Origin of the sequence: Longimicrobium sp., assembly GCF_036388275.1 — a bacterium.
In the GTDB taxonomy this organism is placed as follows: domain Bacteria; phylum Gemmatimonadota; class Gemmatimonadetes; order Longimicrobiales; family Longimicrobiaceae; genus Longimicrobium.
The window spans coordinates 1-22,466 of record NZ_DASVSF010000108.1 but is presented as its reverse complement, the minus strand read 5'-3'; the positions used below and the strand labels follow the sequence as shown (position 1 = coordinate 22,466).

Genomic DNA, 22,466 nt, shown 5'->3' with positions numbered 1-22,466 from the left:
ACACACGCCCGGCCAAGTTGTGCCACCCGTGGCCCTGCCGTAGCTTTGCGGAATGATGAGACGCCGCATTCCCGTCGCGATCCTTGCCGCGGCCGTCACGCTGGCGGCCGCGCCCCGTCCCGCCCCCGCGCAGGACGCCGGCTCCGAGTACCGCGGAGCCGCGGCGCTGGGGCTTTCGCTGCGCCGCCTGGGCGTCAGCAAGCGCGTGCTGATGGTGGGCGCGCACCCCGACGACGAAGACACCCAGCTCCTGGCCCGCTTGGCGCTGCAGGAAGGCGCCGACGTCGCGTACCTGTCGCTGACGCGCGGCGAGGGCGGGCAGAACGGCATCGGGCCGGAGCTGGGCGCGGGGCTGGGGCTGCTGCGCACCGAAGAGCTGCTGGCCGCCCGCCGCGTGGACGGCGCGGAGCAGTTCTTCAGCCGCGCGTACGACTTCGGCTTCAGCAAGTCGGCCGACGAGGCCTTTCGCCACTGGCCGCGCGAGGAGCTGCTGCGCGACGTGGTGCGGGTGATCCGCCAGTACCGGCCCGACGTCATCGTCACCGTGTTCAGCGGAACGCCGCGCGACGGCCACGGGCAGCACCAGGTGTCGGCCATGGTGGCGCACGACGCGTTCACCGCCGCGGGCGATCCCGCGCGCTTTCCCGAGCAGATCGCCCAGGGGCTGCGCCCGCATCACGCGGCCAAGCTGTACCAGTCGCTGCGCGGGCGTGCGGACGGCGCCACGGTGCAGGTGCGCGTCGGGGAGTTGGACCCGCTGATCGGCCGGTCGCCCTTTCAGCAGGCCATGGCCAGCCGTTCGCGCCACCGCTCGCAGGACATGGGCGCGCCGGAACTGCCGGGTGCCCGCACCAACTACCTGCGCCGCGTCTTTCCCGAGGGCGCCGGGCCGGAGCCGTCCATCTGGGCGGGCATCGACACCACCTTCGCCCCCAGCGAGCGTCCCGAGTCCGCCGCCGCGCGCGGGCTGCTGCGCTATCACCAGTCGGTGGAGGCGCTGCGGGCGCGGTTCAACCCGCTGGAGCCGTCTGCCTTGGCCGCCGGCCTCGCGGACGCGCTCGTCACGCTCCGGCAGGCGCGCGCGGCCATCCCGGCGAGCAACGGCACGGCGGACCTGGTGTTCGCCATCGACGAAGAGATCCGCCAGGCCCAGGCCGCGGCCATGCAGGCGGCGGGTGTGGTGGTGGATGCGGTGGCGAGCGACGCACGCATCGCCCCGGGCGAGGCGTTCACGCTGGACCTGACGGTGTGGAATGGCGGCCCGGGCCCCCTCAGCGTCCGCGTCCTGCAGCCGGAGCTTCCAGCGGGGTGGAACGCCGCGCCGGTGGACTCCGCCTCGCGTCCCGCGGGATCCGTCATCGCCCCGGGCGAGCTGTACGTCCGCCGTTTCCGTGTGACGGTGCCGGCGGACGCGGCGCTCACCGAGCCGTACTTCCTGCGCCAGCCGCTGGAAGGCGACCTGTACCGCTGGCCGCGGAACGACTCCGCGCTCGCCCATCCCTTCGAGCACGCCCCGGTGCGGGCGCGCGCCGAAGTCGTCATGGGCGCGCGGGGCGCGGACGCGGCGATGGAAACCGTGGCGGACGCCACGTTCCGCGAGGTCGATCCGCGCCAGGGCGAGCTGCGGCGGCCGGTGATGATGGTGCCCGCCGTGTCGGTGCTTCTCGATCCGCCGGCGCGCGTGCTGTCGACCGCATCGGGCCGGCCGCTGGAGTACACGGTGCGGCTCGCGTCCGAGGCGCCGGCGGGGATCAGCGGCACGCTGCGGCTGGACGTTCCCGAGGGCTGGAGGATTCGCGAGGGCGCCGTGCCGGTGCGCTTCACCCGGCCGGGCGAGGTGCGCGAGGTGCGCTTCACCATCCACACGCCCGCGGGCACGGTGGCGGGAGACTATCCGGTCGCCGCCGTCTTCCAGGCGGAGGACGGGCGCCGCTTCACCCGCGGCGTGCAGATGATCGACTATCCGCACGTGCGCGCCCGGCCGCTGTACCACGCCGCCACGTCGCGCGTGCGGGCGTTCGACGTGCGCGTGCCCGCGGGGCTGCGCGTGGCCTACATCGAGGGCGCGGGCGAGGAGGGGCCGCGGTTCCTGCAGAACCTGGGCATCACCCCCGAGCTGCTGGATGCGGACGACCTGGCCGAGGGAGACCTGTCGCGCTTCGACGTGATCGTGGCCGGCAGCCGCGCGTACGAGGTGCGCACGGACCTGATGGCGCACAACCAGCGTCTGCTGGACTGGCTTGCGCGCGGCGGCACGATGATCGTGCAGTACAACAAGTACGAGATCGTGGAGGGGCGGTTTACGCCGTACCCCATCACCATGGCGCGCCCGCACGGCCGGGTGACGGACGAGGCCTCGCCGGTGCGCACCATCGACCCCGCGCATCCCGTGCTGACCGCGCCCAACCGCATCGGGCCGGCGGACTGGGAGGGATGGGTGCAGGAGCGCGGGCTGTACTTCGCCCAGACGTGGGACCCGGCGTACACGCCCGTGCTGGAGATGGGCGACCCCGGCGATGCGCTGCGCGGCGGGCTGCTGGTGGCGCGGCACGGGCAGGGAACGTACGTGTACACGGGGCTGGCGTTCTTCCGCCAGTTTCCGGAGGGCGTGCCCGGCGCCTATCGCCTGTTCGCCAACCTGCTGGCGCTGGGCGCCCGGGAAGGCGCGGCCACACCCCGCAGACCTTGAGGCGCCGATGTCCATCGAAACGCATGACGAGCTGGAGGGGATGAAGCGCGCGGGGCGCGTCGTGCGGATGGTGATCCGGGCGATGGAAAAGGCGTTGCGCCCCGGCGTGACTACGGCCGAGCTGGACGAGGTCGGGGGCCGGGTGATGCACCGCGAGGGGGGACGCTCGGCGCCGAAGATGGTCTACGGGTTTCCGGGCGAGGTGCTGATCAGCGTGAACGACGAGGTGGTGCACGGCATTCCGGGGAGCCGCGTGATCCAGGCCGGCGACCTGGTGAAGCTGGACGTGACGGTGGACAAGGACGGCTACGTGGCCGACGCCGCCGTAACGGTGCCGGTGGCCCCCGCGCCGGAGCGCGCGCTGAAGCTGGCGGCGTGCGCACGGGCCGCGTTCGCCCGGGCGATGGAGGTGGCGCGCGTGGGGAACCGCGTGAACGACATCGGCCGGGCGGTGGAAGACGAGGTGCGCCGCCGGGGCTTCCGCGTGATCCGCGACCTGAACGGCCACGGCATCGGCCGGACGATCCATGAAGAGCCCAGCATTCCCAACTACTTCGATCCCCGCCTCACGCGTAGGCTGACGGAGGGGCTGGTGATCACGGTGGAGCCGATCGTGGGAGAAACGTCGGGCCGCTTCGTGGAGGACCCCGACGGCTGGACCCTGCGCACGGAGGACGGCGGACTGGCCGCGCACTACGAGCACACGCTCGTGATCACGCGAGGCAAGCCGATCCTGCTGACGGCCGCCTGAGCGCTCCCAAGACGACGGAGCGCCAGTGCCTGTCATCCTGAGGCCCAGGCGCACGGAAGCGGCCCGCAGCACCGACTTCGCGGGCCGAAGGATCTAGCGGCGGCAGGGAAACAAGTCCGGGCGCGGCAGCGGTGAGGAGGCCGAGGCCTCGGCTGCCGTGGTGCCCTCACCCGGCCGCGCTGACACGCGTGCCACCCTCTCCCACAAACAGCGTGGGCGAGGGGGTACACTTCGGGACTGGGGTGTGGACAGGCAGGCCCGGTGCTCGGGCCGGCGCCCCCCATCCCCAGCCCTTCCCCCGCAAACAGCCGCGGGGGAAGGGAGCCAGTTCGTTGCGCGAGGCCAGCCGAAGCGTGGTTCAGGTCTCCCCCTCCCCTGCGCAGCGGGGGACGGGGGCCGGGGGGAGGGGGCTCCCAAGGCATGCGCCGGCAGCCAGCCTCACCCGGTGTGACGTTCTCCCCTCTCCCGGCGCAGTTTGCCGGGGGAGGGGCCGGGGGAGGGGCCCGCCGCGGCACGCGCCGAAGCCGGTCGAACCCCCACCGCAGTTCCCCTCTCTCCCGCGCCGTTTGCGGGGAAGAGGCCGGGAGAGGGGGGCTTTTCGCAGTTCGAACCTGGATCGACCAACCATGCTGACCACCGCCCGCGGGCTTTCCATCCTGGCACTCGCCGCCCTCACCACCGCCTGCGGCGGCGGCGACGGCCGGCAGGTGCTCACCGTGTACTCGCCGCACGGGCGCGAAATGCTGCAGGCGTTCGAGAAGCGCTTCGAGGCCGCGAACCCCACCATCGACCTGCAGTACGTCGACATGGGATCGCAGGAGGTGTTCGACCGCGTCCGCTCGGAGAAGGCGAACCCGCAGGCCGACGTGTGGTGGGGCGCCCCGGCCAACATGTTCGAGCAGGCCGCCGCCGACTCCATGCTGCAGCCCTTCACCCCGTCGTGGGCCACGGCCGTCCCCGCCGAGGCGAAGGACCCGGAGGGATACTGGTTCGGCACCTACATCACCCCCGAGGTGATCGCGTACAACACGCAGGTGGTGTCCGCCGCCGAGGCACCCAAGGACTGGGACGACGTGCTCGATCCCAGGTGGAAGGGCAAGGTGCTCATCCGCGATCCCATGGCCAGCGGCACCATGCGCACCATCTTCGGCATGGTGGTGCAGCGCGGCCTCCGCGCCACCGGTGATACGGCGCAGGGGTTCCAGTGGCTTCGCCGGCTGGACGCCAACACCAAGCAGTACGTCCTCAATCCCACCATGCTGTACCAGATGCTGGCGCGCCAGGAAGGGCACGTGACGCTCTGGGCGCTGCCGGACATCGAGATGGTGCGCGCCCAGTACCCGATCGAGTATACCATCCCCACCAGCGGCACCCCGCTGATCGTGGATGCGGTCGCCATCGTGCGCGGCGCGCCGAACGCGGAGGCGGCCAAGGTTTTCGTGGAGTACATCGGCGGGAACGCCGCGCTGGTGCCGGCCGTGCGCGAGTTCTTCCGGCTCCCGGCGCGCACCGACTTTCCGCAGGACAGCATGCCTCCGCGCCTCCGAGCCGCCCAGGAGAAGCTGGTTGCCGAGCCGATGGACTGGAAGCTCCTCCAGGAGCGCGGCAACGAGTGGATGCGCCACTGGGACGAGAACGTCCGCAACCGCGGTGCACGGTAATCCTTAATCGGAGTAGCCCATGCGCGGCATCGTACGGATAATCAACGACAACAGCGGTCTCGCAGCCGTTGAGCTGGATGTGGATGATTGGACCATCTTTGAACCATTAGGCGCATCTGATGCCGACCTCGACGACGTTGTTACAGGAAATTTGACTTCTCTCGGATCTAATACATGGATAAACGAAACGCGACACCAGCGTTTCTCCGTGTATGTCCAAGATATCCATGCCAGTGCGGAGGTTGCGCTTCGTACTGTCCGCGGGTTCTAAATGCCTGATATATACTCCTCTGAAATACTCGTGCTGGACGGCCTCACCCGCCGGTTTGGCGAGACGACGGCGGTGGATGCGGTGTCGCTGCAGGTGCCCGCGGGCGAGTTCCTGACGCTGCTGGGCCCCTCCGGCTGCGGAAAGACGACGACGCTGCGGATGATCGCCGGCTTCGAGCATCCCACGGCGGGCCGCATCGTCCTGGGCGGGCGCGAGGTGACGGCCCTGCCGCCGCAGAAGCGCGACGTGGGGATGGTCTTTCAGAACTACGCGCTGTTCCCCCACCTGGACGTGTGGGAGAACGTGGCGTTCGGCCTCAAGTCGCGCGGCGACCGCAAGGACGTCGTGGGGCCGCGGGTGGAGCGGGCGCTGGGGCTGGTGGAGCTGGCCGGCCACGGCAAGCGCAAGGTGCAGGAGCTGTCCGGCGGGCAGCAGCAGCGCGTGGCGCTGGCCCGCGCGCTGGCGCCCGAGCCGCCGCTGCTGCTGCTCGACGAGCCGCTGAGCAACCTGGACGCCGCCCTGCGCGAGCGCACCCGCGACGAGCTGCGCGCCCTGCTCAAGAGCCTGGGGATGACGGCCATCTTCGTGACCCACGACCAGGAAGAGGCGTTCGCGCTGTCGGACCGCATCGCGGTGATGGAGCGCGGCCGGCTTCAGCAGGTGGGCTCGCCCGAGGAGCTGTACGGATCGCCCGCCAATGCGTTCGTCGCGTCCTTCCTGGGGCGCGCCAACTTCCTGGATGCCACGGTGGATTCGGGGGATGGAGATCGCGCCGTCTGCCGGCTTGCGGGTGGGGCGGCGTGGACCGCGGCGCTCTCGGCGGATGCGCCCCGTGCTCCCGGCGCGCCGCTGCGGGTGATGGTGAGGCCCGAGGGGCTGGAGCTCGCCGGGACCGATGCCGCGGGCGCGCTCCCCGGCCGCGTGCTGGACCGCCGGTACGCGGGATCGGCCACGTTCTACCGCGTGGCGCTGGACGGAGGCCCCGAGGTGCTGATCCACGGTCGTCCGCACGAGGCGTCGGCTGGTGACGCGGTGCGGGTGGCGCTGCATCCGCGTGCCGAGCCGGTGGCGTATCCCGTGGAGGCGCGGTAGGTGGGTCCTCCTCTCCCGGCCCCTCCCCCGCAAACAGCGCGGGAGAGGGCGGGAGAGGGGGAACGTTACACCGGATGGGGGGCTGCCTTTCAGGAAACGCTCAGACGCACTTGTGCGGCCCGCACGAATCCGCGTCGGGGTCGCTGGTGGGATCGGCGGCGCACAGTTCCCAGCACGCCGTCCCCTTCTCGGCTTCGGCGACCACGACGAGGTTGGCGGTTTCGAAGGTCTCGACGTGCAGCGTGTTCAGATCCAGGGCTGTCTTCGTTTTCACGGGTTTTCTCCAGATGAGGGCCAACGCGCGCCGTACGGCGCAATCCGTTGAGTATCGTCGGAAAACGCAAACTCGCAAGGGACATCCCTTCACCCGCGAAGGTTCGCGGTCCCAACGTCCGTGACGTGGCGCGGTTCATGTATTCGGGATCGCCCGAACGCTTCCGGCGGCCTTTCCAAACATCCAGCGAGGATCTTACGTGGATACCGGCACTCCGCGGCGCCCAACGGGGCTGCCTGGCCTCGACGAAGTGCTTCATGGAGGCCTGGTGCCGGAACGCGCGTACCTGGTGCGCGGCGGCCCCGGCACCGGCAAGACCACGCTGGGGCTTCACTTCCTGCTCACCGGCGTGGCGCTGGGCGAGCGGGCGCTGCTGATCACCCTGGAGTCGTCGGAAACGCAGCTTCGCAGCGACGCGGAAGCGCAGGGGCTGGACCTGTCGGGCATCTCCTTCCTGGACCTGAGCCCCACCCGCGAGTTCTTCGCCCAGAACCAGAGCTACGACATCTTTTCCCCGGCCGACGTGGAGCGCGACCCCACCACGCGGCAGATCGTGGAAACCATCGAGGGGCTCAAGCCGCAGCGGGTGTTCGTCGACGCGGTCACCACGCTCCGCTACCTGGCCCCCGACGCCTTCCAGTTCCGCAAGCAGGCGCTGTCGTTCGTCCGCTACCTGGTGGAGCACGGCGCCACGGTGCTGCTGAGCTCCGAACCCACCGACAGCGTTCCCGACGACGACCTGCGCTTCATGAGCGACGGGATCATCGACCTCGAAATCTCTGCCGAGCACGGCGTGCTGCGCCGGTACCTGAGCGTCAGCAAGCTGCGCGGGTCTGACTTCGAGGGCGGCCGCCACTCCATGCGCCTGACCGCGGCCGGCATGGAGGTGTACCCGCGCCTGGTGCCCGCCGCGCACGAGCGGCCCTTCGATCCCGAGCCCATCCCCTCCGGCATCGGCGAGCTGGACGAGATGCTGTGCGGGGGCATCGAGCGCGGCACCATCACCATCCTGAGCGGCCCCAGCGGTGTGGGAAAGACCACGCTGGGCATGCAGTTCATGAAGGAGGCGGCCACCCGCGGCGAGCGCTCGGTGGTGTACGCGTTCGAGGAGGGGCTGGAGACGCTGCTCCACCGCTGCGACAACGTGGGCATCTCCGTGCGTGACATGATGGCCGACGGGTCGCTCCACGTGGTGGAGATCGAGCCGCTGCGCTTTTCGCCCGGCGAGTTCGCGCTGATGGTGCGCCGCGAGGTGGAAGACCGCGGGGTGCGGATCGTGATGATCGACGGCGTCTCGGGATACCGACTCACGCTGGCCGGCGACGACCTGGTGACGCACCTGCACTCGCTGGGGCGCTACCTGAAGAACATGGGCGTCACCGTGCTGCTGGTGAACGAAACCGATTCGATCACCGGCGACTTCCGCGCGACCGACATCGGCGTCAGCTACCTGTGCGACAACCTCATCTTCCTTCGCTACCTGGAGATGGGGGGCGAGCTGCGCAAGGCGGTGGGCGTGCTGAAGAAGCGGCTCAGCGACTTCGCCAAGACGCTGAGGGAAATCGAGGTCACCTGCGACGGGGTGCAGGTGGGCGCCCCCCTCGTGGGGCTTCGCGGCGTGCTGACCGGCATGCCGGAGCGGGTGAGCCACGACGAGCCCGCGCGCGAATGAACGGCGCGCCCGTCGCGGACCCCGCCCGCGCCACGCCCGAGGCGACGCGCCCGCCGGAGGGGCGCGGCAGCCGCATCCTCCTGCTCCTGGACCAGCCCGAGAACCGCTCGCTGCTGGCCTGCGAGCTGTCGCGCGACTACGCGGTGGTGCCGGCGGAAGACGATGAGGCGCTGGACGGCGACTTCGACCTGTGCGTGCTCGACGGCCGCGCGCTGGACCGCCTGTGGGAGCGGGTGCAGCGCCGGAAAACGGCCGAGCACCCGGCCTTTCTTCCCGTGCTGCTGGTGACCTCGCGGCCGGGGGTGAAGATGATCACCCGCCACGTGTGGCGCAGCGTCGACGAGCTGATCGTGGCCCCCATCGAGCGCCCCGAGCTGCGGGCGCGGGTGGAGATCCTGCTGCGCGCACGGCGGCTGTCGCTGGAGCTGCGCCGCCGCGCGGAGGAAGCGCGCGCCCTTGCACAGCGGCTGGAGCAGCGGGCGGCCGAGATGCAGGCCCAGTCCGAGGCGCTGGAGCGGCGCACCCGCGAGCTGCAGGCCACGACCGAGCAGCTGGAGGAGCGCACCGGCGCGGCCGAAGAGGCCAACCGCGCCAAGAGCCAGTTCCTGGCCACCATGAGCCACGAGCTGCGCACCCCCCTGAACGCCATCGGCGGGTACGCCGACCTCATCGAGATGGGCATCCGCGGGCCCGTCAGCGAGCAGCAGCGCGACGATCTGGCGCGCATCCAGGCCAGCCAGCGGCACCTGCTGGGGCTGATCAACGAGGTGCTGAACTACGCCAAGCTCGAGACGGGCACCGTCCACTACCAGATCGGCGAGGTGACCGTGAGCTCCGCCCTCGCCTCCGCCGAGGCCCTGGTGGCGCCGCAGGCGCAGGCCAAGGGGCTGGCGCTGGAGGTGGAGACGTGTGAGGACGACTTCGTCGTGTGCGCCGACGAAGAGAAGCTGCGCCAGATCCTGGCGAACCTGCTTTCCAACGCCGTAAAGTTCACGGATGCCGGCGGAACGGTGACGCTGCGCTGCGACTCGGTGGGCCCCAACGCCGTGTTCGTGGTCGCCGACACGGGAATGGGCATTCCGCCGGACAAGCTCGACGCCATCTTCGAGCCGTTCGTGCAGCTGCGCTCGGACCTTACGCGCACCGCCGAGGGAACGGGGCTGGGGCTGGCCATCAGCCGCGACCTGGCGGTGGGCATGCGCGGCGACCTGACGGCCGAGAGCGCACCCGGGCGGGGAAGCACCTTTACGCTCACCCTGCCGCGCGCGACGACCTAGGAAAACCTCGTCTCACGCGGAGGCGCGGAGGTCGCGGAGAACTGCGGAACTCTTCCGACTCCTCCGCGGCTCTCGCTTTTTCTTCCGCGGCTCCGCGTGAAAGCCTTCTCGATAGCCGGATGAGCGAACGCAACCATATACAGCGCACCTCGCGCGGCACCCTGGCGCTGATGGCGGCGGTGGCCTTCGTGCTGCTGTGGCTGGTGCTGTACCCCAACCTGTTCGTGCTGGCCGACAGCGTGCTCGACGGCGGGCGCTTCACCACCGAGCACTACGCGCGCTTCCTGGGCAGCCGCTCGGAGCGCGAGGCGCTGTGGAACAGCGTGTGGATCTCCCTGGCCAGCGTGGTCCTTTCCGCGCTGATCGGGGTTCCGCTGGCCTTTCTCTTCGCCCGGCGCGACTTTCCCGGCCGGCGGGTGCTGGGCGCGCTGGCGGCCATGCCCGTGCTGCTTCCCCCGCTGGTGGGAACCATCTCCTTCCTTTTCCTCTACGGCGAAAGCGGGTTCCTGACCCGCGGGGTGCAGGCGCTGTTCGGAATGGACCAGGCTCCGTGGCGGATGAGCGGCGCGTGGGCGGTCCTGCTGGTGCACGCGTACACGATGTACGTCTACTTCTACCTGTTCACCTCCGCAGGGCTGTCGCGGCTGGATTCCGGCTACGCCGAGGCCGCCGCGGCCCTGGGCGCCGGGTGGTGGACCACCATGCGCCGCGTCACCCTGCCGATGCTGGCTCCCGCGCTGGGCGGCGCCGCGCTGCTGGTGTTCATGACGTCGATGGCGTCGTTCAGCGCGCCGTACGTGTTCGGGGGCGGCTTTCGAGTGCTCACCACGCAATTGTTCAACAGCAAGCTGAACGGCGAGGACGGGCTGGTGGCGGTGGAGGCCGTGGTGCTGGCCGCCGCATCAATGCTGTTCCTGGTGCTGCTTCAGCGCTACGAGAGCAGCCGCGAGTACACCGGTGCCGGCAAGGGGCTGTCTGCGGCGCCGCCGGCGGCGGGCGGGCGGGGGCGGATGCTCTCCCTCGCGGCGACGGCGCTGGTGGGCTTCCTTCTGCTCCCCCATGCCACGGTGCTGTTGATCTCGTTCGTCCCGGAGGGCACGTGGACCACGCAGACGCTCCCGCCCTCGTACTCGGCCGAGAACTACACGCGGCTGTTCGGCGATTCGCAGCGGCTGGTGCCCATCCTCAACTCGCTGCGCATGGCGACGGTGGCTACCATCGCCAACGTCATCTTCGCCTACGGCGCGGCCTGGCTGATGTCGCGGAAAAAGCTGCGCGGGCGCGGGCTGGTGTCGGCGCTGGTGGCGCTGCCGTGGGCGCTTCCGGGCACGGTGCTGGCCATCGCGCTGGTGTTCACCTTCAACGTGCACCAGCCGCTGGCCGGCCGCTTCGTGCTGGTGGGCACCTTCGCCATCCTGCCGCTGGCGTATTTCATCCGCAACATTCCGCTGGTCACGCGCGCCGCGCTCGCCAGCTTCCGGCAGATGGACCCCGCGCTGGAAGAAGCTGCCGCCTCGCTGGGCGCCTCGCGCTGGACGACGGCGCGGCGTGTGGTGCTGCCGCTGGTGCTTCCCGGGCTGGCGGCGGGGGCGCTGCTGGCCTTCGTGACGGCGCTGGGCGAGTTCGTCGCCAGCATCCTGCTGTACACGCACCGCACGCGGCCCATCTCGGTGGAGATGCTTTCCAGCCTGCGCGGCTTCGACTTCGGCGGCGCCGCGGCGTACGGGGTGATCCTGATCGTCCTGGTGGGCGTGGTCTTCGCATTCGGGCACAAGAACGTCGCGGGGGGATAGGGATCGTTTCGAACGGGCACGGTGCGGGCCCCGAGGCGCCCCCCATCCCCAACCCTTCCCCCGCAAACAGCCGCGGCGGAAGGGAGCCAGCCCGGCGCGTCACCCCGGCCGAAGCGGCACAGCCTGTCATCCTGAGTCTTTCACCGTCCTCCGGCCGACCCTGAGGGATGAAAAGGGCTCGCGGGCGCCGTTTATGATTTGGACGAATTGGACTTTTTCTATTCAGGCCCAGGCGCACCGCACTCGCCCGTACGCCACCCCACGCGGGCCGAAGGATCTTGCCGCGGAAGGGAAACAAGCCCGGGCGCGGCAGCGGGCACGAAGCCCAGGGACTCGGATGCCCGGCATGGGAGCGCGGACACCCTGTCTGGGACCCACCCCTGCACGAGCAGAGACCTCGGCCCCCGCTGGGGCGAATGAATTCGCTGCAACAACCACACGAAGTCCACCTTCGTGGACTGGCTTGCCCTGGCGCGAGTTGCAATCTGGTGCGCGCCTGAAATCTGGTGCAGTTCTCCCCTCTCCCGCTTGCGGGAGAGGGGCCGGGGGAGAGGGCAGCCGCGGCATGCGCCGGCCCCGTTCGAAATGCCTCGACCCTGCGGCCTCTGCACTGATGCCCGCTGCCGCGCCCTGGGTGGTACGTGTACGCGGTTAGATCCTTCGGCGCGCGAGGTCTGGCGTACGGGATGGGACGGTGCGCCTGCGCCTCAGGATGACAGGGCCGTGTGTGCGCCGAAAGTGTGGACGCGCACGACACTGGCTCCCTTCCCCCGCGCAGTTTGCGGAGGAAGGGCTGGGGATGGGGGGCACCGGCCGACGCGCCGAACCTGGCCGATACACGATCGAAGTTCTCCCCGCTGGCCCGCGCGATGCAGCGCATCCATCCAGTCCAGCTTCGCCGCACCACTCCTCACGCAGGGGCGCCGCGCATGGTTCCAACCCTCGTCCGAAGCGCAGTTCTCGCGGGTGCCGTCCTCGTCCCGTTCACCGCATCCGCGCAGGCCCGGCTCACCGCGGGCAGCGCGCCTCCCGCCAGCGTGCAGAGCGTGGATTCGGGCGCCGTGCTGCGCCAGGCGCGGAGCGCGCAGTCGGCGTTCGAGCAGTTTCGGTACCGCTACATCCCCATCAGCCACAGCGGCGTGGGCAGCTCGCAACGGTGCGACCACCGGGTGGGCCGGTTCTGCTTCTGGCTTGACGACGACAACGAGCAGGACCCGCCGCCCGAGCACCGCCGGGTGCCGCCCCGCCGTGCGGAGCTGATCGCGGCGCTGGACCGGGCGGCGGCCGCGCTGCCCGGCGACGGGTGGATCGCCGGGCAGCGCGTGCGCTACCTGTCAGAGGCGGGGCAGGCGGAGCGGGCCGTCGCCGCCGCGCGCGAGTGCCGCGCCCAGCCGTGGTGGTGTGCCGCGCTGGAAGGGTACGCACTTCACGACGCCGGCCGCTTCGCCGAGTCCGAGGCCGCGTTCGGTCGCGCGTTCGGCACCATGCCCGCCGCCGAACGCGAGGAGTGGACGGACCTTCTGCCACTGCTTCCCCCGGATGGGGGCCGCGCCTGGCGCCGCGCGAACGCGGCCGAGCGCGAGGCGCTCGCCCGGCGAGTGTGGTGGCTGGCCGACCCCCTGTGGTCGGAGCCGGGGAACGACCGCTGGACGGAGCACGCCACCCGCTGGGTGTTCCACCGCATGCAGCAGCGCGCCCGGATCACCGAGGGACTGCCGTGGGGGGCCGACTCGGGCGAGCTGCTGGTGCGCTATGGCCGCCACGTGTGGTGGGAGCGTTACGTCCGCGGCGCGGGGAGGCAGGACGGGCTGGTCAGCTACGTGAAGCCGCGCACCAGCGAGTTCCTTCCGCCGCTCGCCGCCGCCATGGACCCGGCCCGGCTGGATGAACGGGCGTGGGAGGACGACGGCGTTCCCGACGTCACGCGGTACGCCCCGGTCTACGCCCACCGGTTCGTGCCGCTGCCCCACGACCTCGCCGTCTTCCGGCGGGGCGCGGAGGCCGAGCTGGTGGGCGCGTACGCCATGGAGCGCGACAGCCTTCCGCCCGCGCCCCGCATCCGCGCCGCCCTCGTCACCATGGCCGAAGTGGACGCGCCCGCCCTCGTGGTCCGGGCCACGGGCGACTCGCCGCGGGGCGCGCTGCGGCTGCGGCTGGCGCCGGGGGCCACGGTCGTCAGCCTGGAGGTGCGCGAGGATTCCACGCGCATCGTCGGCCGATGGCGGCAGGCGATGGTGGTGCAGCCCGGCGAGCACGCGTCGGACCTGATGCTGCTCGCCGACGCGCAGGCCCGCCCGGCCACCCTGGACGAGGCCGCTCCCCTGGCCCGCGGCAGCGGCACCGCGGCCCCGGGCGAAACCTTCGCCGTGTTCTGGGAGATGTACGACGTCCCCCCGGGGACGGACAGCATGGGCGTGGCGCTCCAGCTGGTACCGGGGCAGCCCGGATGGGGGCGCAGGCAGCTGGAGGCGGTGGGGCTGGCCCGCGCGGGGCGGGCGGTGAGCATGCGGTGGAACGAGGAGGCGCAGAGCGGCCCCATCGTCGGCCGCTCGCTGGGCGTGAGGCTTCCGCCGGACCTGCGCCCGGGCGAGTACACGCTGGAGGTGGAGGTGCGGGTTCCCGGGCGCGCTCCCGTCGTCATCCGCCGCCCCCTCAGCGTCGCCCGCCCGCGGGAGGACGGAAGACGCTGATCGACGGGGGACGGGCGACTGAAGTCGCTGCAACGACCACACGAAGTCTGCCTTCGCAGACTGGCTGGCCGTGGTGCGAGTTCGGCCCTGTGGCGCGACCGGAGCGTGGTGCAGTTCTCCCCCTCTCCCGCTTGCGGGAGAGGGGGCCGGGGGGAGAGGGCAGCCGGGGACTGCACGGCCGATCTCGAAACGTCTCGCCGCTCGCCAGGGTCGTAACCGACGCGCGGCAGCGGTCACGGAGACCGAGGCCGCCCCAAGCACGGGCAACTGAAGTCGCTGCAACGACGACACGAAGTCCGCCTTTGCGGACTGGCCTGCACTGGCGTGGCGGAGGTCTGGGCGGCGCGCCCGGACTTCTACGGTAGCCGCGGCGCAATCCGAAACCCCGATGCGTCTCGATGGGTGTGTGGCGGATCCCTCCGTCGCTGCCATCCACGTCGTGGCGAGAACGATGGTGTTGCCGCTCGCTCGGGATGACAGGCGCGCTTCGGCAGTTGCGGCGCAAGCGGCGAACTGCAACGAGCTGCTGGACGCGGGGGCGGAACCATTTATATTGCAGCCCGGTAGGACCAGACGGGCTCCGGGCGCCGATCCCCTCGCGCGCCCGTCCTTTCTCTCCCTGCACTTCCCGCGGGACCGCGTTCGCGCCCCACTCTCCCGCTGAACACCCACCTTCGTTCATTCACCGGAATGATGAACCGCACATCCGCTCCGCTGCTGGGCGCCGTCCTGGCGGCCCTCTTGGCATCGTCGCCCGCCGGCGCGCAGCAGGCCATCCGCGCCGGCCAGACCGTCAACGGCTCGCTGGCGGCGTCGGACCCCAAGCTGGATGACGACTCGCACTTCGACCTGTACGTCTACCGCGGCAGGGCCGGCGAGCGCATCACCATCAGCATGAACTCCACCGCCTTCGACGCCATTCTGGCCGGCGGCCCCACGATCCAGGGCGGCCGGGTGCAGACGGCGGACATGGACGACGACGGCGGGGGTGGCACCAACGCCCGCATGGAGGCCACGGTGCCCGCGAGCGGCGTCTACTACTTCCACGCCAACTCGCTTTCCGGCGGGGAGACCGGCGCCTACACCCTCTCGGTGCAGGCCGGCGGCGCGCCCGCCCCCGAGCCCGAGCCCACGCCCACCCCGCGCCGCACCGGCGGGCAGGCGCAGCCGGGCACCATCCGCTCCGGCCAAACGGTCAACGGCCAGCTCGCCGCGTCGGACCCCAAGCTGGGCGACGACTCGCACTACGACCTGTACACGTACCAGGGAACGCCGGGCGAGAACATCGAGATCACCATGACGTCCGCGGCGTTCGACGCCTACCTGGGCGGCGGTCCCGGCGCGAACGAAGCCATCCAGGGCACGGACACGGACGATGACGGCGGCGGCGGAACCGACGCGCGGCTGCGGGTGGAGGTGCCCGCCAGCGGGCGCTACGTGATCCGCGCCAACTCGCTGCGCGGCGACGTGACCGGCGCGTACACGCTGTCGGTGCAGCCGGCCGGGCGCGTGGTGCGCCGCCGCCGCCGCAACGAGCCGCAGCAGGCCGCGGGGAGCTACCCGGCCGTGCGCATCGGCCAAACGGTCAGCGGGCGGCTGGAAGCGTCGGACCCCAAGCTGGACGACGGCTCGCACTACGACGTGTTCACCTACTCCGGCAACCCGGGCGACGAGATCGCCATCACCCTCACGTCCACCTCGTTCGACCCGTACCTGACCCTGGCCCGCATGTCCGGCGGCGACGTGGAGCGGGTGGCGCAGGACGACGACAGCGGGCCGGGAAACAACGCGCAGGTGCGGGCGACGCTCGACCAGAGCGGCACGTACGTGATCATGGCCAACTCGTTCGGTGCCGACGAGACGGGGCCGTACTCGCTGATCGTGCAGCGCGGCGACCAGGTGCCCACCAGCCAGGAGCGGGGCAGCGCGTCGGGAATGGCTTCGCTGCAGGCCGGGCAGCCGGTGACGGGGCGGCTGGAGCGCAGCGACCCCATGCTTTCCGACAGCTCGTACGCCGACAACTTCCTCTACCGCGGTACGCCCGGCGAAGAGGTGCTGGTGACCATGCGCTCGTCGGACTTCGACGCCTTCCTCACCGTGGCGTCGACAGATGGCGAGGACGTGAGCGACGTGCGCCACGACGACGACGGCGGGGGCGGCACCAACTCGCAGCTTCGCGTGCGGGTGAACGAGAACGGGCTGTACCTGGTGCGGGCCAACTCGGTGCAGCCGCGCATCACCGGCTCGTACACCCTGACGGTGGAGCGCGCGCCCGTCGAGGGCAACCGGGGCGGGAACAACGTGCCGCAGGGAAGCACCCGTTCCCAGCTGACGGGCAAGTGGGTGGCCGGCTACCCCGCCGTCCGCAACCCGCAGTACAACACCATGCGCGAGCAGGTGCAGGCCGAGCAGCGGATGGAAGCGTTCGCCCAGCAGCTGAACGCCAACTTCCCGCTGCCCCGCAACGTTCCGCTGCTGTTCAGCGAGTGCGGCGACCCCAACGCCTTCTACAGCCCCAGCGAAGGCCGGGTGACGTTCTGCTACGAGATGATCGAGTACCTGAACGCCATCTTCAGCCAGGCCACGAACAACGCGGACGAGCTGCGCGAGAAGATGGACGGGGCGTTCGCCTTCATCATGATGCACGAGGTGGGGCACGCCCTGCGGCACCAGCTGGACCTGCCGGTGACCGGGCGCGAAGAGGACGCCGCCGACCAGCTGGCCGCGCTGGTGCTGCTGCAGGACGGCGACAAGGGCGCCAACGCGGCCGTCGCCGGCGCGCTGGCCCTGCAGACGGGCAACCAGTTCGACGATTCCGACTACGCCGACGAGCACTCGCTGGGGCCGCAGCGCCTGTACAACATCGTGTGCTGGATCTACGGCTCCGATCCGCAGAAGTACCAGCACTGGGTGACGAACGGCCTGCTCCCCCAGTCGCGCGCGGTGCGCTGCCCGGCGGAGTACGAGCAGATGGCCAAGGCCTGGACGCGCCTGCTGGGAATGCACTACGACAACTGACGGCGCACCCCCGCCGAAACGCGAAAGGCCCGCGGCAACCGCCGCGGGCCTTTCGTTCGTCCCGGCCGGATCACTCGCCGTCGGGGAGCCAGTCGAGCAGGCTTTCCATCGAGAACCGCCAGTTGCTTTCCAGCAGCGGCACCGCGTCTGCGATCTCGCCGGCCACGACGTGGGCGACGATCTGCTCGTGGGTGCGGGTGGACACGGGAATGAACCCCGCGTTCAGCATGTACGCGTACTCGTAGCGGCGGATCACCCGCTTCATGGCGTCGATGGTGCCCAGCAGGTACTCGTTGCCGCACGTCTCCAGGAGCGTGCGGTGCCAACGCGCGTCCAGGTCGATGCGGCGCTCCGGGTCGTCCTCGCCCTCCAGCTGGGCGTTGATCTCGGACAGCGCCGCGCGCCGTGCGTCCGTCAGCGGCGCGGCGGTGCGCAGGGCAAGCACCTCCAGCGTCCACAGCACGGGGTATACGTCACGCACCTCGCGCTGCGAAAGCGGCTTCACGAAGAAGCCGCGGCCCACGTCGGCCATCAGGAACCCCTCACGCTCCAGCCGAAGCAGCGCCTCGCGAATGGGCGTGCGGCTCACGTCCAGCTCACGGGCCAGCGCCGTGTCGCTGATCCGCGCCGATGCCTTCAGCTCGTCGCGCAGAATGCGCTCGATAATCGCGTGGTGCACCTGGTCGCGGAGCGGAACCCGGGAAATCGCGCGCCCGTTTCCGTGTGGCGGCTGGGCGTGTGGTATCAGTGCCATGGGTTTTCTGAGAGATGATACATGCTGGCGCGACAGGATCGCAGCAGACGGGCGGGCGCGCAACCCACGACAGGAGAGGGATGGAGGGGGACTTCGGCAGCCACTCCCGATTGTCCGACGCTTTATTGACCCGAATGGTTCACCGCTCCGCGCCGGACGCCGAGCGATGTCATCCCGATGGAGCGGCCACGGCGAACCTGCAATCCCACGGTGCTCTGCAGCGACTGAGGGATCCGCCACACACACTGCGAGAGGCACCACGGCTGTCTACCGGCTGATGCACCGGCTGGTTCCACGCTGCTCGCGATTCTACAGGAAACAACGGGATCGGTGCTTCCGGAGTTTCGGCGCAAGCCCCAGCTGTGTGGCGGATCCCTCGGTCGCTGCCGTCCATCGTGCGGGGGCTGGGTTCCGGGTGGCCGCTCCGTCGGGATGACAGGCGCTTCGATAGCTGCTTCGGCGTGCGTGCAGGTGAAGCCCCGGGCGGGATGCTGATCCGCTCTGGCGCCTTTGGATCGCGTGGACGATGTTCAGCCGTGGCATCCCTCGACCCCGCTTGAACAACGCCATGGTCTCCCGCCGCGACTTCCTTTCCACCGCCGCACGCGCGGCGCCGGCTGCCTGGCTCGCGCAAGGCGGCCCGGGCCAGCTCCGCGAGATCGGCGAGGAGCTGGCCCGCTTTTCCGGCACGCCGGAGGAGATCGCCCGCGACGAGCGCTTCTGGGCGCCGGTGCAGCAGGCCTTTACGGTCAATCGCGCCATCATCAACCTGAACAACGCGGGCGTCAGCCCCTCGCCCGCGCTGGTGCAGGACGCAATGAAGCGGCACCTGGACTTCAGCAACGAGGCGCCGGTGCACACCATGTGGCGGGTGCTGGAGCCGCTGCGCGAAACCGTCCGGGTGGGCCTGGCGCGGATGTTCGGCTGCGACGCCGAGGAGATCGCCATTACCCGCAACGCCACCGAGGGGCTGCAGATCTGCCAGATGGGCTTCGACCTGCGGCCCGGCGACGAGGTGGTCACGTCCACGCACGACTACCCGCACACGATCTCCACCTGGCGCCAGCGCGAGCGCCGCGACGGAATCGTGCTCAGGCGGGTGGAGCTCCCCGCCCCCGCCGAGGACGGTGACGAGGTGGTGCGGATCTTCGAGCGCGAGGTGACGCCCCGGACACGGCTGATGCTGGTGAGCCACGTGACCTGGGTGACCGGCCAGGTGCTGCCGGTGCGCGACGTGGTGCGGATGGCGCGCGCCCGCGGCATTCCCGTGATCGTCGACGGGGCGCACGGCTTCGCGCACTTCCCGTTCACCCAGCGCGACCTGGAGTGCGACTACTACGCGGCCAGCCTTCACAAGTGGCTCTTCGCGCCGCACGGCACGGGAATGCTGTACGTGCGCCGCGACAAGGTCCCGGAGCTCTGGCCCCTGCAGGCGTCGGACGAGGCGCGCCGGGCCGACATCCGGAAGTTCGAGGACATCGGCACGCACCCGGCTGCCAACGCGCTCGCCATTGCCGAGGCAATGACGTTCACCAACGCCATCGGCATCGCCAACAAGGCGGCGCGCCTCGTGTACCTGCGCGACCGCTGGGCGAACGCGCTGCGTCGGCACCCGCGCGTGCGGCTGCACACCAGCCTGCGCCCGGGTCACTCGTACGCCGTCGCGATGATGCAGGTGGAGGGGATCGAGGCGGGAAAATTGTACGACGAGCTGTGGACCAGGCACCGCATCATCACCAGCCCGACGAAGTGGGGCGGCGTGGAGGGCATCCGCGTAACGCCCAGCGTCTACACCACCTTGGACGAGATCGACCAATTCGTCGAGGTGATGTCCGCGATCCTGCGCAGGCCGACGTCGGGCTGATCGTCGGGACGCCGAAGGGGCCGGCTTCCGTGCATGGAGGCCGGCCCCTTCGTTCGTGCGAGCGGTGGCGCGTCAGTAGCTGCAGCGGTATCGGCGGCTGGCCGAGGCCGTGCCGTTGCCGTCGTTCACGGTAGCCGTGACGGTGACGATCTGGTTGTTGTACGTCCAGCAGGGCGTTGCCGTGCTGGTTTCACCGACGGTGTTGTTCGGGTTGGCGTTGGTCCAGGTCCAGGTGTAGTTCCCCGACCCTCCGGCGGCAGTCGCCTCGCAGTAGCCGTACTCGCAATACATTCCTACCGACAGCACCGACGAGGGCGCCGCCGGTGCATACGCGAAGGCGGCGAGTCCGGCGGTCATGGCCAGGGCGGCGAACGAACGTGCGGCAACGGCTTTCATCGGCGTCTCTCTCGTGCGGCAGGGTTCCAAAGACTCGCTTTTGTGCGAGGTAGGTCCGGAAACGTACCACCTGACGGACCCGCAGACAAGTACGGTCCCGCTGGGTGACAAGAAACAACACCCTCCTCCACGCGGCGGTGGAGGAGGGTGTTCGCGCATGCGATGGATCCGGCGGAGCGCGCTATGGATACAGGTTCTGCACGCGCCACAGGTTTGGGTCCGCCGGGTCCAGGTCGAAGCGCTCGCGTTCGTGAAGGCGGTTGGGGCGGCCCTGCCAGAACTCGATGCGCGAGGGGATCACCCGGAACCCGGACCAGTGCGGCGGACGCGGGATGTCGTCGCCCGTGAAACGCGCCTCGTACTCCTGCACGCCGGCCATCAGGTCCTGATACGAGCCCAGCGGCTGGCTTTGCAGCGACGCCCACGCGCCGATGCGGCTGCCGCGGGCGCGAGACGCGTAGTACTCGTCGGCCTCGGCGGCGGAGACGGGCTCCACCCGCCCCTCGATGCGCACCTGCAGCTCCAGCGGCTGCCAGAAGAAGCAGAGCGCCGCGTGGGCGTTTTCCGCCAGCTCGCGCCCCTTGCGGCTTTCCAGGTTGGTGTAGAAGACGAAGCCGTCCTCGTCGAAGCCCTTCAGCAGCACCATCCGCACGGACGGGTGCCCCTGGGCGTCGGCCGTGGCGAGCGCCATGGCCGTGGGCTCCGGCACCTGGGCCGCCAGCGCGCGCTCCATCCATTCCGCGAAGCGGCGGAAGGGCTCCGCGCGCTCCGCCATCCTGCGTTCCGACTCCATCCGCCGCTACCGTGCGCCGCCGTTGACGATCTCGATGGGCACCCAGGCCCGCGTGTTCTCCCACTCCATCACCAGGTTCACGCGGCTGGCGCCAGGGTCGGCGTTCAGCGAGATGGTGAACTGCTCCACCGGCGCGGCCGTGCGGCCCACCTGCATGGGAATGCGGGCCAGGTCCTGCGCCTGCTGGTACACGGTGCCCCACTGCCCCGTCTGGCGGCTGACGATCAGCTGCCACGCGGTTTCGCCGGGAAGCGTGTACAGCGTGTAGGTGCCCGCCGGAACCGATACGTTTCCGATGCGCAGGTCGTGCTGCGTCATCAGGTGGGTGGCCTGGTTGGCGCCCGTGCGCCACACCTGCCCGTACGGCACCAGCCCGCCCATGACGGTGCGCCCGCGCATGTACGGCCGCCCGTAGTCCACCATGATGCGGCGCTCCGCGAAGACGATCTCGGCCGTGTCGCGTGGGCTGGCGGGCTGCTGCGCCGACGCGGGTCTCGCGGCCGGAGTCGCGGAGGGCGCGGGCTGCGCGGGGGCGGTCTGCGCGGGCGTCTGCTCGGGCGGTGGCGGCTGCTGCTGCCCGGCGCAGGCGGCGAGCGACGCAGCGAGCACCAGGGCCAGCGCGGCGGGGTTGGATGTAACGATGCGGGTCATGCCGACAGCCTCTCGTGTGAGCGGTTCGATTCGATCGAAGGATTGTACCGGCGCGCCGCCCCGCCCGGCAAGCCGCGTCCCGCCGGGCAGGCGACCTCGCGCACACCGCACCCACGGAAGCGCGCTGTCATCCCGACGGAGCGGCCACGGTGCACCTGCCCGTACCCCGTCCTTTGCAGCGACCGAGGGATCCGCCACACACTCGAGGGAACGCGGGAGTCCCGCGGCGCTCCCGATCCAGGAGCGCGGCCCCTCCCCCGGCAAACTGCGCCGGACTTGAGCGGGCTGAGGTGCGCATCGAAATCGGCGGTGCAATTCCGGCCGCCCCCCATCCCCAACCCTTCCCCCGCAAACTGCGCGGGGGAAGGGAGCCAGCCCGGCGCATCACGCAAACTCGTTGCAACGCCACACCCTGTCATCCTGAGCCCCAGGCGCACCGTACCGACCCACACTCCAGACTACGCGGGGCGAAGGATCTAGCCGCGGACGCCTTGAAACTTGGGCGCGGCAGCGGGCACGGTACCCAAGGATTCGGCTTTCCTCGGGCCCAAGGGTCGGGGGTGAGGTGCGGGGGCGGAGCTACCGCGGCCTCGGGCTTGGTGACCGCTGCCGCGCCCGGGCTAAGAAGTGGCCGCGGCTAGATCCTTCGGCCCGCGTGGTGACGGGTACGGGCGGGTGGGGTGCGCCTGGGCCTCAGAGGGTGTTGAGAAATGTCAACTTGGCCGAAGCCGACGGAGCATGAGACCCGACATCGCAAGATGGATCCATGCTTCGCTACTCTCCGGCAGGCCCTCGTAGTCCTTGCTCAAACGGCGGCAGC

General features: G+C 70.6%; 16 protein-coding genes and 1 pseudogene. 11 read left to right on the top strand and 6 right to left on the bottom strand.

The window, feature by feature from the left end; translation table 11 throughout:
* Positions 1 to 52: 52 nt before the first annotated feature.
* The 5 genes from VF632_RS24150 to VF632_RS24130 all read left to right on the top strand — a co-directional run bounded on the left by VF632_RS24150 (position 53) and on the right by VF632_RS24130 (position 6,464).
* On the top strand, positions 53 to 2,689 hold the full coding sequence (locus tag VF632_RS24150; protein WP_331025504.1) for a PIG-L family deacetylase: 2,637 nt from the start codon (positions 53 to 55) through the stop codon (positions 2,687 to 2,689).
* A 7-nt stretch (positions 2,690 to 2,696) separates the two neighbouring features.
* Positions 2,697 to 3,440, top strand: coding sequence for a type I methionyl aminopeptidase (gene map, locus VF632_RS24145; RefSeq protein ID WP_331025503.1), 744 nt, complete (start codon positions 2,697 to 2,699; stop codon positions 3,438 to 3,440).
* A gap of 626 nt (positions 3,441 to 4,066) precedes the next feature.
* Positions 4,067 to 5,101 (top strand): extracellular solute-binding protein, encoded by a 1,035-nt coding sequence (locus tag VF632_RS24140; RefSeq protein ID WP_331025502.1) that lies wholly within the window; start codon positions 4,067 to 4,069, stop codon positions 5,099 to 5,101.
* Between the two features lie 19 nt (positions 5,102 to 5,120).
* Positions 5,121 to 5,372 (top strand): hypothetical protein, encoded by a 252-nt coding sequence (locus VF632_RS24135; protein ID WP_331025501.1) that lies wholly within the window; start codon positions 5,121 to 5,123, stop codon positions 5,370 to 5,372.
* 30 nt (positions 5,373 to 5,402) lie between these two features.
* The gene (locus VF632_RS24130; protein ID WP_331025500.1) at positions 5,403 to 6,464 is read left to right on the top strand and encodes an ABC transporter ATP-binding protein; all 1,062 of its coding nucleotides are present in this window, start codon (positions 5,403 to 5,405) and stop codon (positions 6,462 to 6,464) included.
* Between the two features lie 100 nt (positions 6,465 to 6,564).
* Here VF632_RS24130 and VF632_RS24125 read toward each other — a convergent pair whose 3' ends face one another.
* On the bottom strand, positions 6,565 to 6,738 hold the full coding sequence (locus VF632_RS24125) for a hypothetical protein (protein ID WP_331025499.1): 174 nt from the start codon (positions 6,736 to 6,738) through the stop codon (positions 6,565 to 6,567).
* Positions 6,739 to 6,937: 199 nt separating this feature from the next.
* On the opposite strand from VF632_RS24125, the gene VF632_RS24120 reads away from it, so the two are divergent.
* From VF632_RS24120 to VF632_RS24100, 5 genes are all read left to right on the top strand, one after another.
* The gene (locus VF632_RS24120) at positions 6,938 to 8,410 is read left to right on the top strand and encodes an ATPase domain-containing protein (protein WP_331025498.1); all 1,473 of its coding nucleotides are present in this window, start codon (positions 6,938 to 6,940) and stop codon (positions 8,408 to 8,410) included.
* Positions 8,407 to 9,687, top strand: coding sequence for a hybrid sensor histidine kinase/response regulator (locus VF632_RS24115; RefSeq protein ID WP_331025497.1), 1,281 nt, complete (start codon positions 8,407 to 8,409; stop codon positions 9,685 to 9,687). Before VF632_RS24120 ends, VF632_RS24115 begins: the two co-directional genes overlap by 4 nt.
* Positions 9,688 to 9,806: 119 nt before the next feature.
* Positions 9,807 to 11,480, top strand: a complete 1,674-nt coding sequence (locus VF632_RS24110; RefSeq protein ID WP_331025496.1) for an iron ABC transporter permease — start codon at positions 9,807 to 9,809, stop codon at positions 11,478 to 11,480.
* A 929-nt stretch (positions 11,481 to 12,409) separates the two neighbouring features.
* Positions 12,410 to 14,170 (top strand): hypothetical protein, encoded by a 1,761-nt coding sequence (locus VF632_RS24105; RefSeq protein WP_331025495.1) that lies wholly within the window; start codon positions 12,410 to 12,412, stop codon positions 14,168 to 14,170.
* A gap of 690 nt (positions 14,171 to 14,860) precedes the next feature.
* Positions 14,861 to 17,188, top strand: coding sequence for a DUF4344 domain-containing metallopeptidase (locus VF632_RS24100; RefSeq protein ID WP_331025494.1), 2,328 nt, complete (start codon positions 14,861 to 14,863; stop codon positions 17,186 to 17,188).
* A gap of 70 nt (positions 17,189 to 17,258) precedes the next feature.
* On the opposite strand, the gene VF632_RS24095 is transcribed toward VF632_RS24100, so the two are convergent.
* Positions 17,259 to 17,867 (bottom strand): GntR family transcriptional regulator, encoded by a 609-nt coding sequence (locus VF632_RS24095; RefSeq protein WP_331025493.1) that lies wholly within the window; start codon positions 17,865 to 17,867, stop codon positions 17,259 to 17,261.
* A gap of 631 nt (positions 17,868 to 18,498) precedes the next feature.
* On the opposite strand from VF632_RS24095, the gene VF632_RS24090 reads away from it, so the two are divergent.
* The gene (locus VF632_RS24090; protein ID WP_331025492.1) at positions 18,499 to 19,806 is read left to right on the top strand and encodes an aminotransferase class V-fold PLP-dependent enzyme; all 1,308 of its coding nucleotides are present in this window, start codon (positions 18,499 to 18,501) and stop codon (positions 19,804 to 19,806) included.
* Between the two features lie 72 nt (positions 19,807 to 19,878).
* On the opposite strand, the gene VF632_RS24085 is transcribed toward VF632_RS24090, so the two are convergent.
* From VF632_RS24085 to VF632_RS24070, 4 genes and pseudogenes are all read right to left on the bottom strand, one after another.
* Positions 19,879 to 20,202: a hypothetical protein gene (locus tag VF632_RS24085; RefSeq protein ID WP_331025491.1), complete on the bottom strand. Its 324-nt coding sequence runs from the start codon at positions 20,200 to 20,202 to the stop codon at positions 19,879 to 19,881.
* 181 nt (positions 20,203 to 20,383) lie between these two features.
* The gene (gene pdxH / locus VF632_RS24080) at positions 20,384 to 20,977 is read right to left on the bottom strand and encodes a pyridoxamine 5'-phosphate oxidase (protein ID WP_331025490.1); all 594 of its coding nucleotides are present in this window, start codon (positions 20,975 to 20,977) and stop codon (positions 20,384 to 20,386) included.
* A 24-nt stretch (positions 20,978 to 21,001) separates the two neighbouring features.
* Positions 21,002 to 21,646, bottom strand: a complete 645-nt coding sequence (locus VF632_RS24075; protein ID WP_331025489.1) for a DUF2911 domain-containing protein — start codon at positions 21,644 to 21,646, stop codon at positions 21,002 to 21,004.
* Positions 21,647 to 22,359: 713 nt separating this feature from the next.
* A pseudogene (locus VF632_RS24070) lies at positions 22,360 to 22,466 on the bottom strand (IS5/IS1182 family transposase); the annotation flags it as partial.

Coding starts and splice junctions, on each gene's coding strand:
- VF632_RS24140 (WP_331025502.1), top strand. CDS start 4,067: ATGCTGACCACCGCCCGCGGGCTTTCCATCCTGGCACTCGCCGCCCTC.
- VF632_RS24105 (WP_331025495.1), top strand. CDS start 12,410: ATGGTTCCAACCCTCGTCCGAAGCGCAGTTCTCGCGGGTGCCGTCCTC.
- VF632_RS24115 (WP_331025497.1), top strand. CDS start 8,407: ATGAACGGCGCGCCCGTCGCGGACCCCGCCCGCGCCACGCCCGAGGCG.
- VF632_RS24100 (WP_331025494.1), top strand. CDS start 14,861: ATGATGAACCGCACATCCGCTCCGCTGCTGGGCGCCGTCCTGGCGGCC.
- VF632_RS24150 (WP_331025504.1), top strand. CDS start 53: ATGATGAGACGCCGCATTCCCGTCGCGATCCTTGCCGCGGCCGTCACG.
- VF632_RS24135 (WP_331025501.1), top strand. CDS start 5,121: ATGCGCGGCATCGTACGGATAATCAACGACAACAGCGGTCTCGCAGCC.
- pdxH (WP_331025490.1), bottom strand. CDS start 20,977: ATGGCGGAGCGCGCGGAGCCCTTCCGCCGCTTCGCGGAATGGATGGAG.
- VF632_RS24110 (WP_331025496.1), top strand. CDS start 9,807: ATGAGCGAACGCAACCATATACAGCGCACCTCGCGCGGCACCCTGGCG.
- VF632_RS24085 (WP_331025491.1), bottom strand. CDS start 20,202: ATGAAAGCCGTTGCCGCACGTTCGTTCGCCGCCCTGGCCATGACCGCC.
- VF632_RS24075 (WP_331025489.1), bottom strand. CDS start 21,646: ATGACCCGCATCGTTACATCCAACCCCGCCGCGCTGGCCCTGGTGCTC.
- map (WP_331025503.1), top strand. CDS start 2,697: ATGTCCATCGAAACGCATGACGAGCTGGAGGGGATGAAGCGCGCGGGG.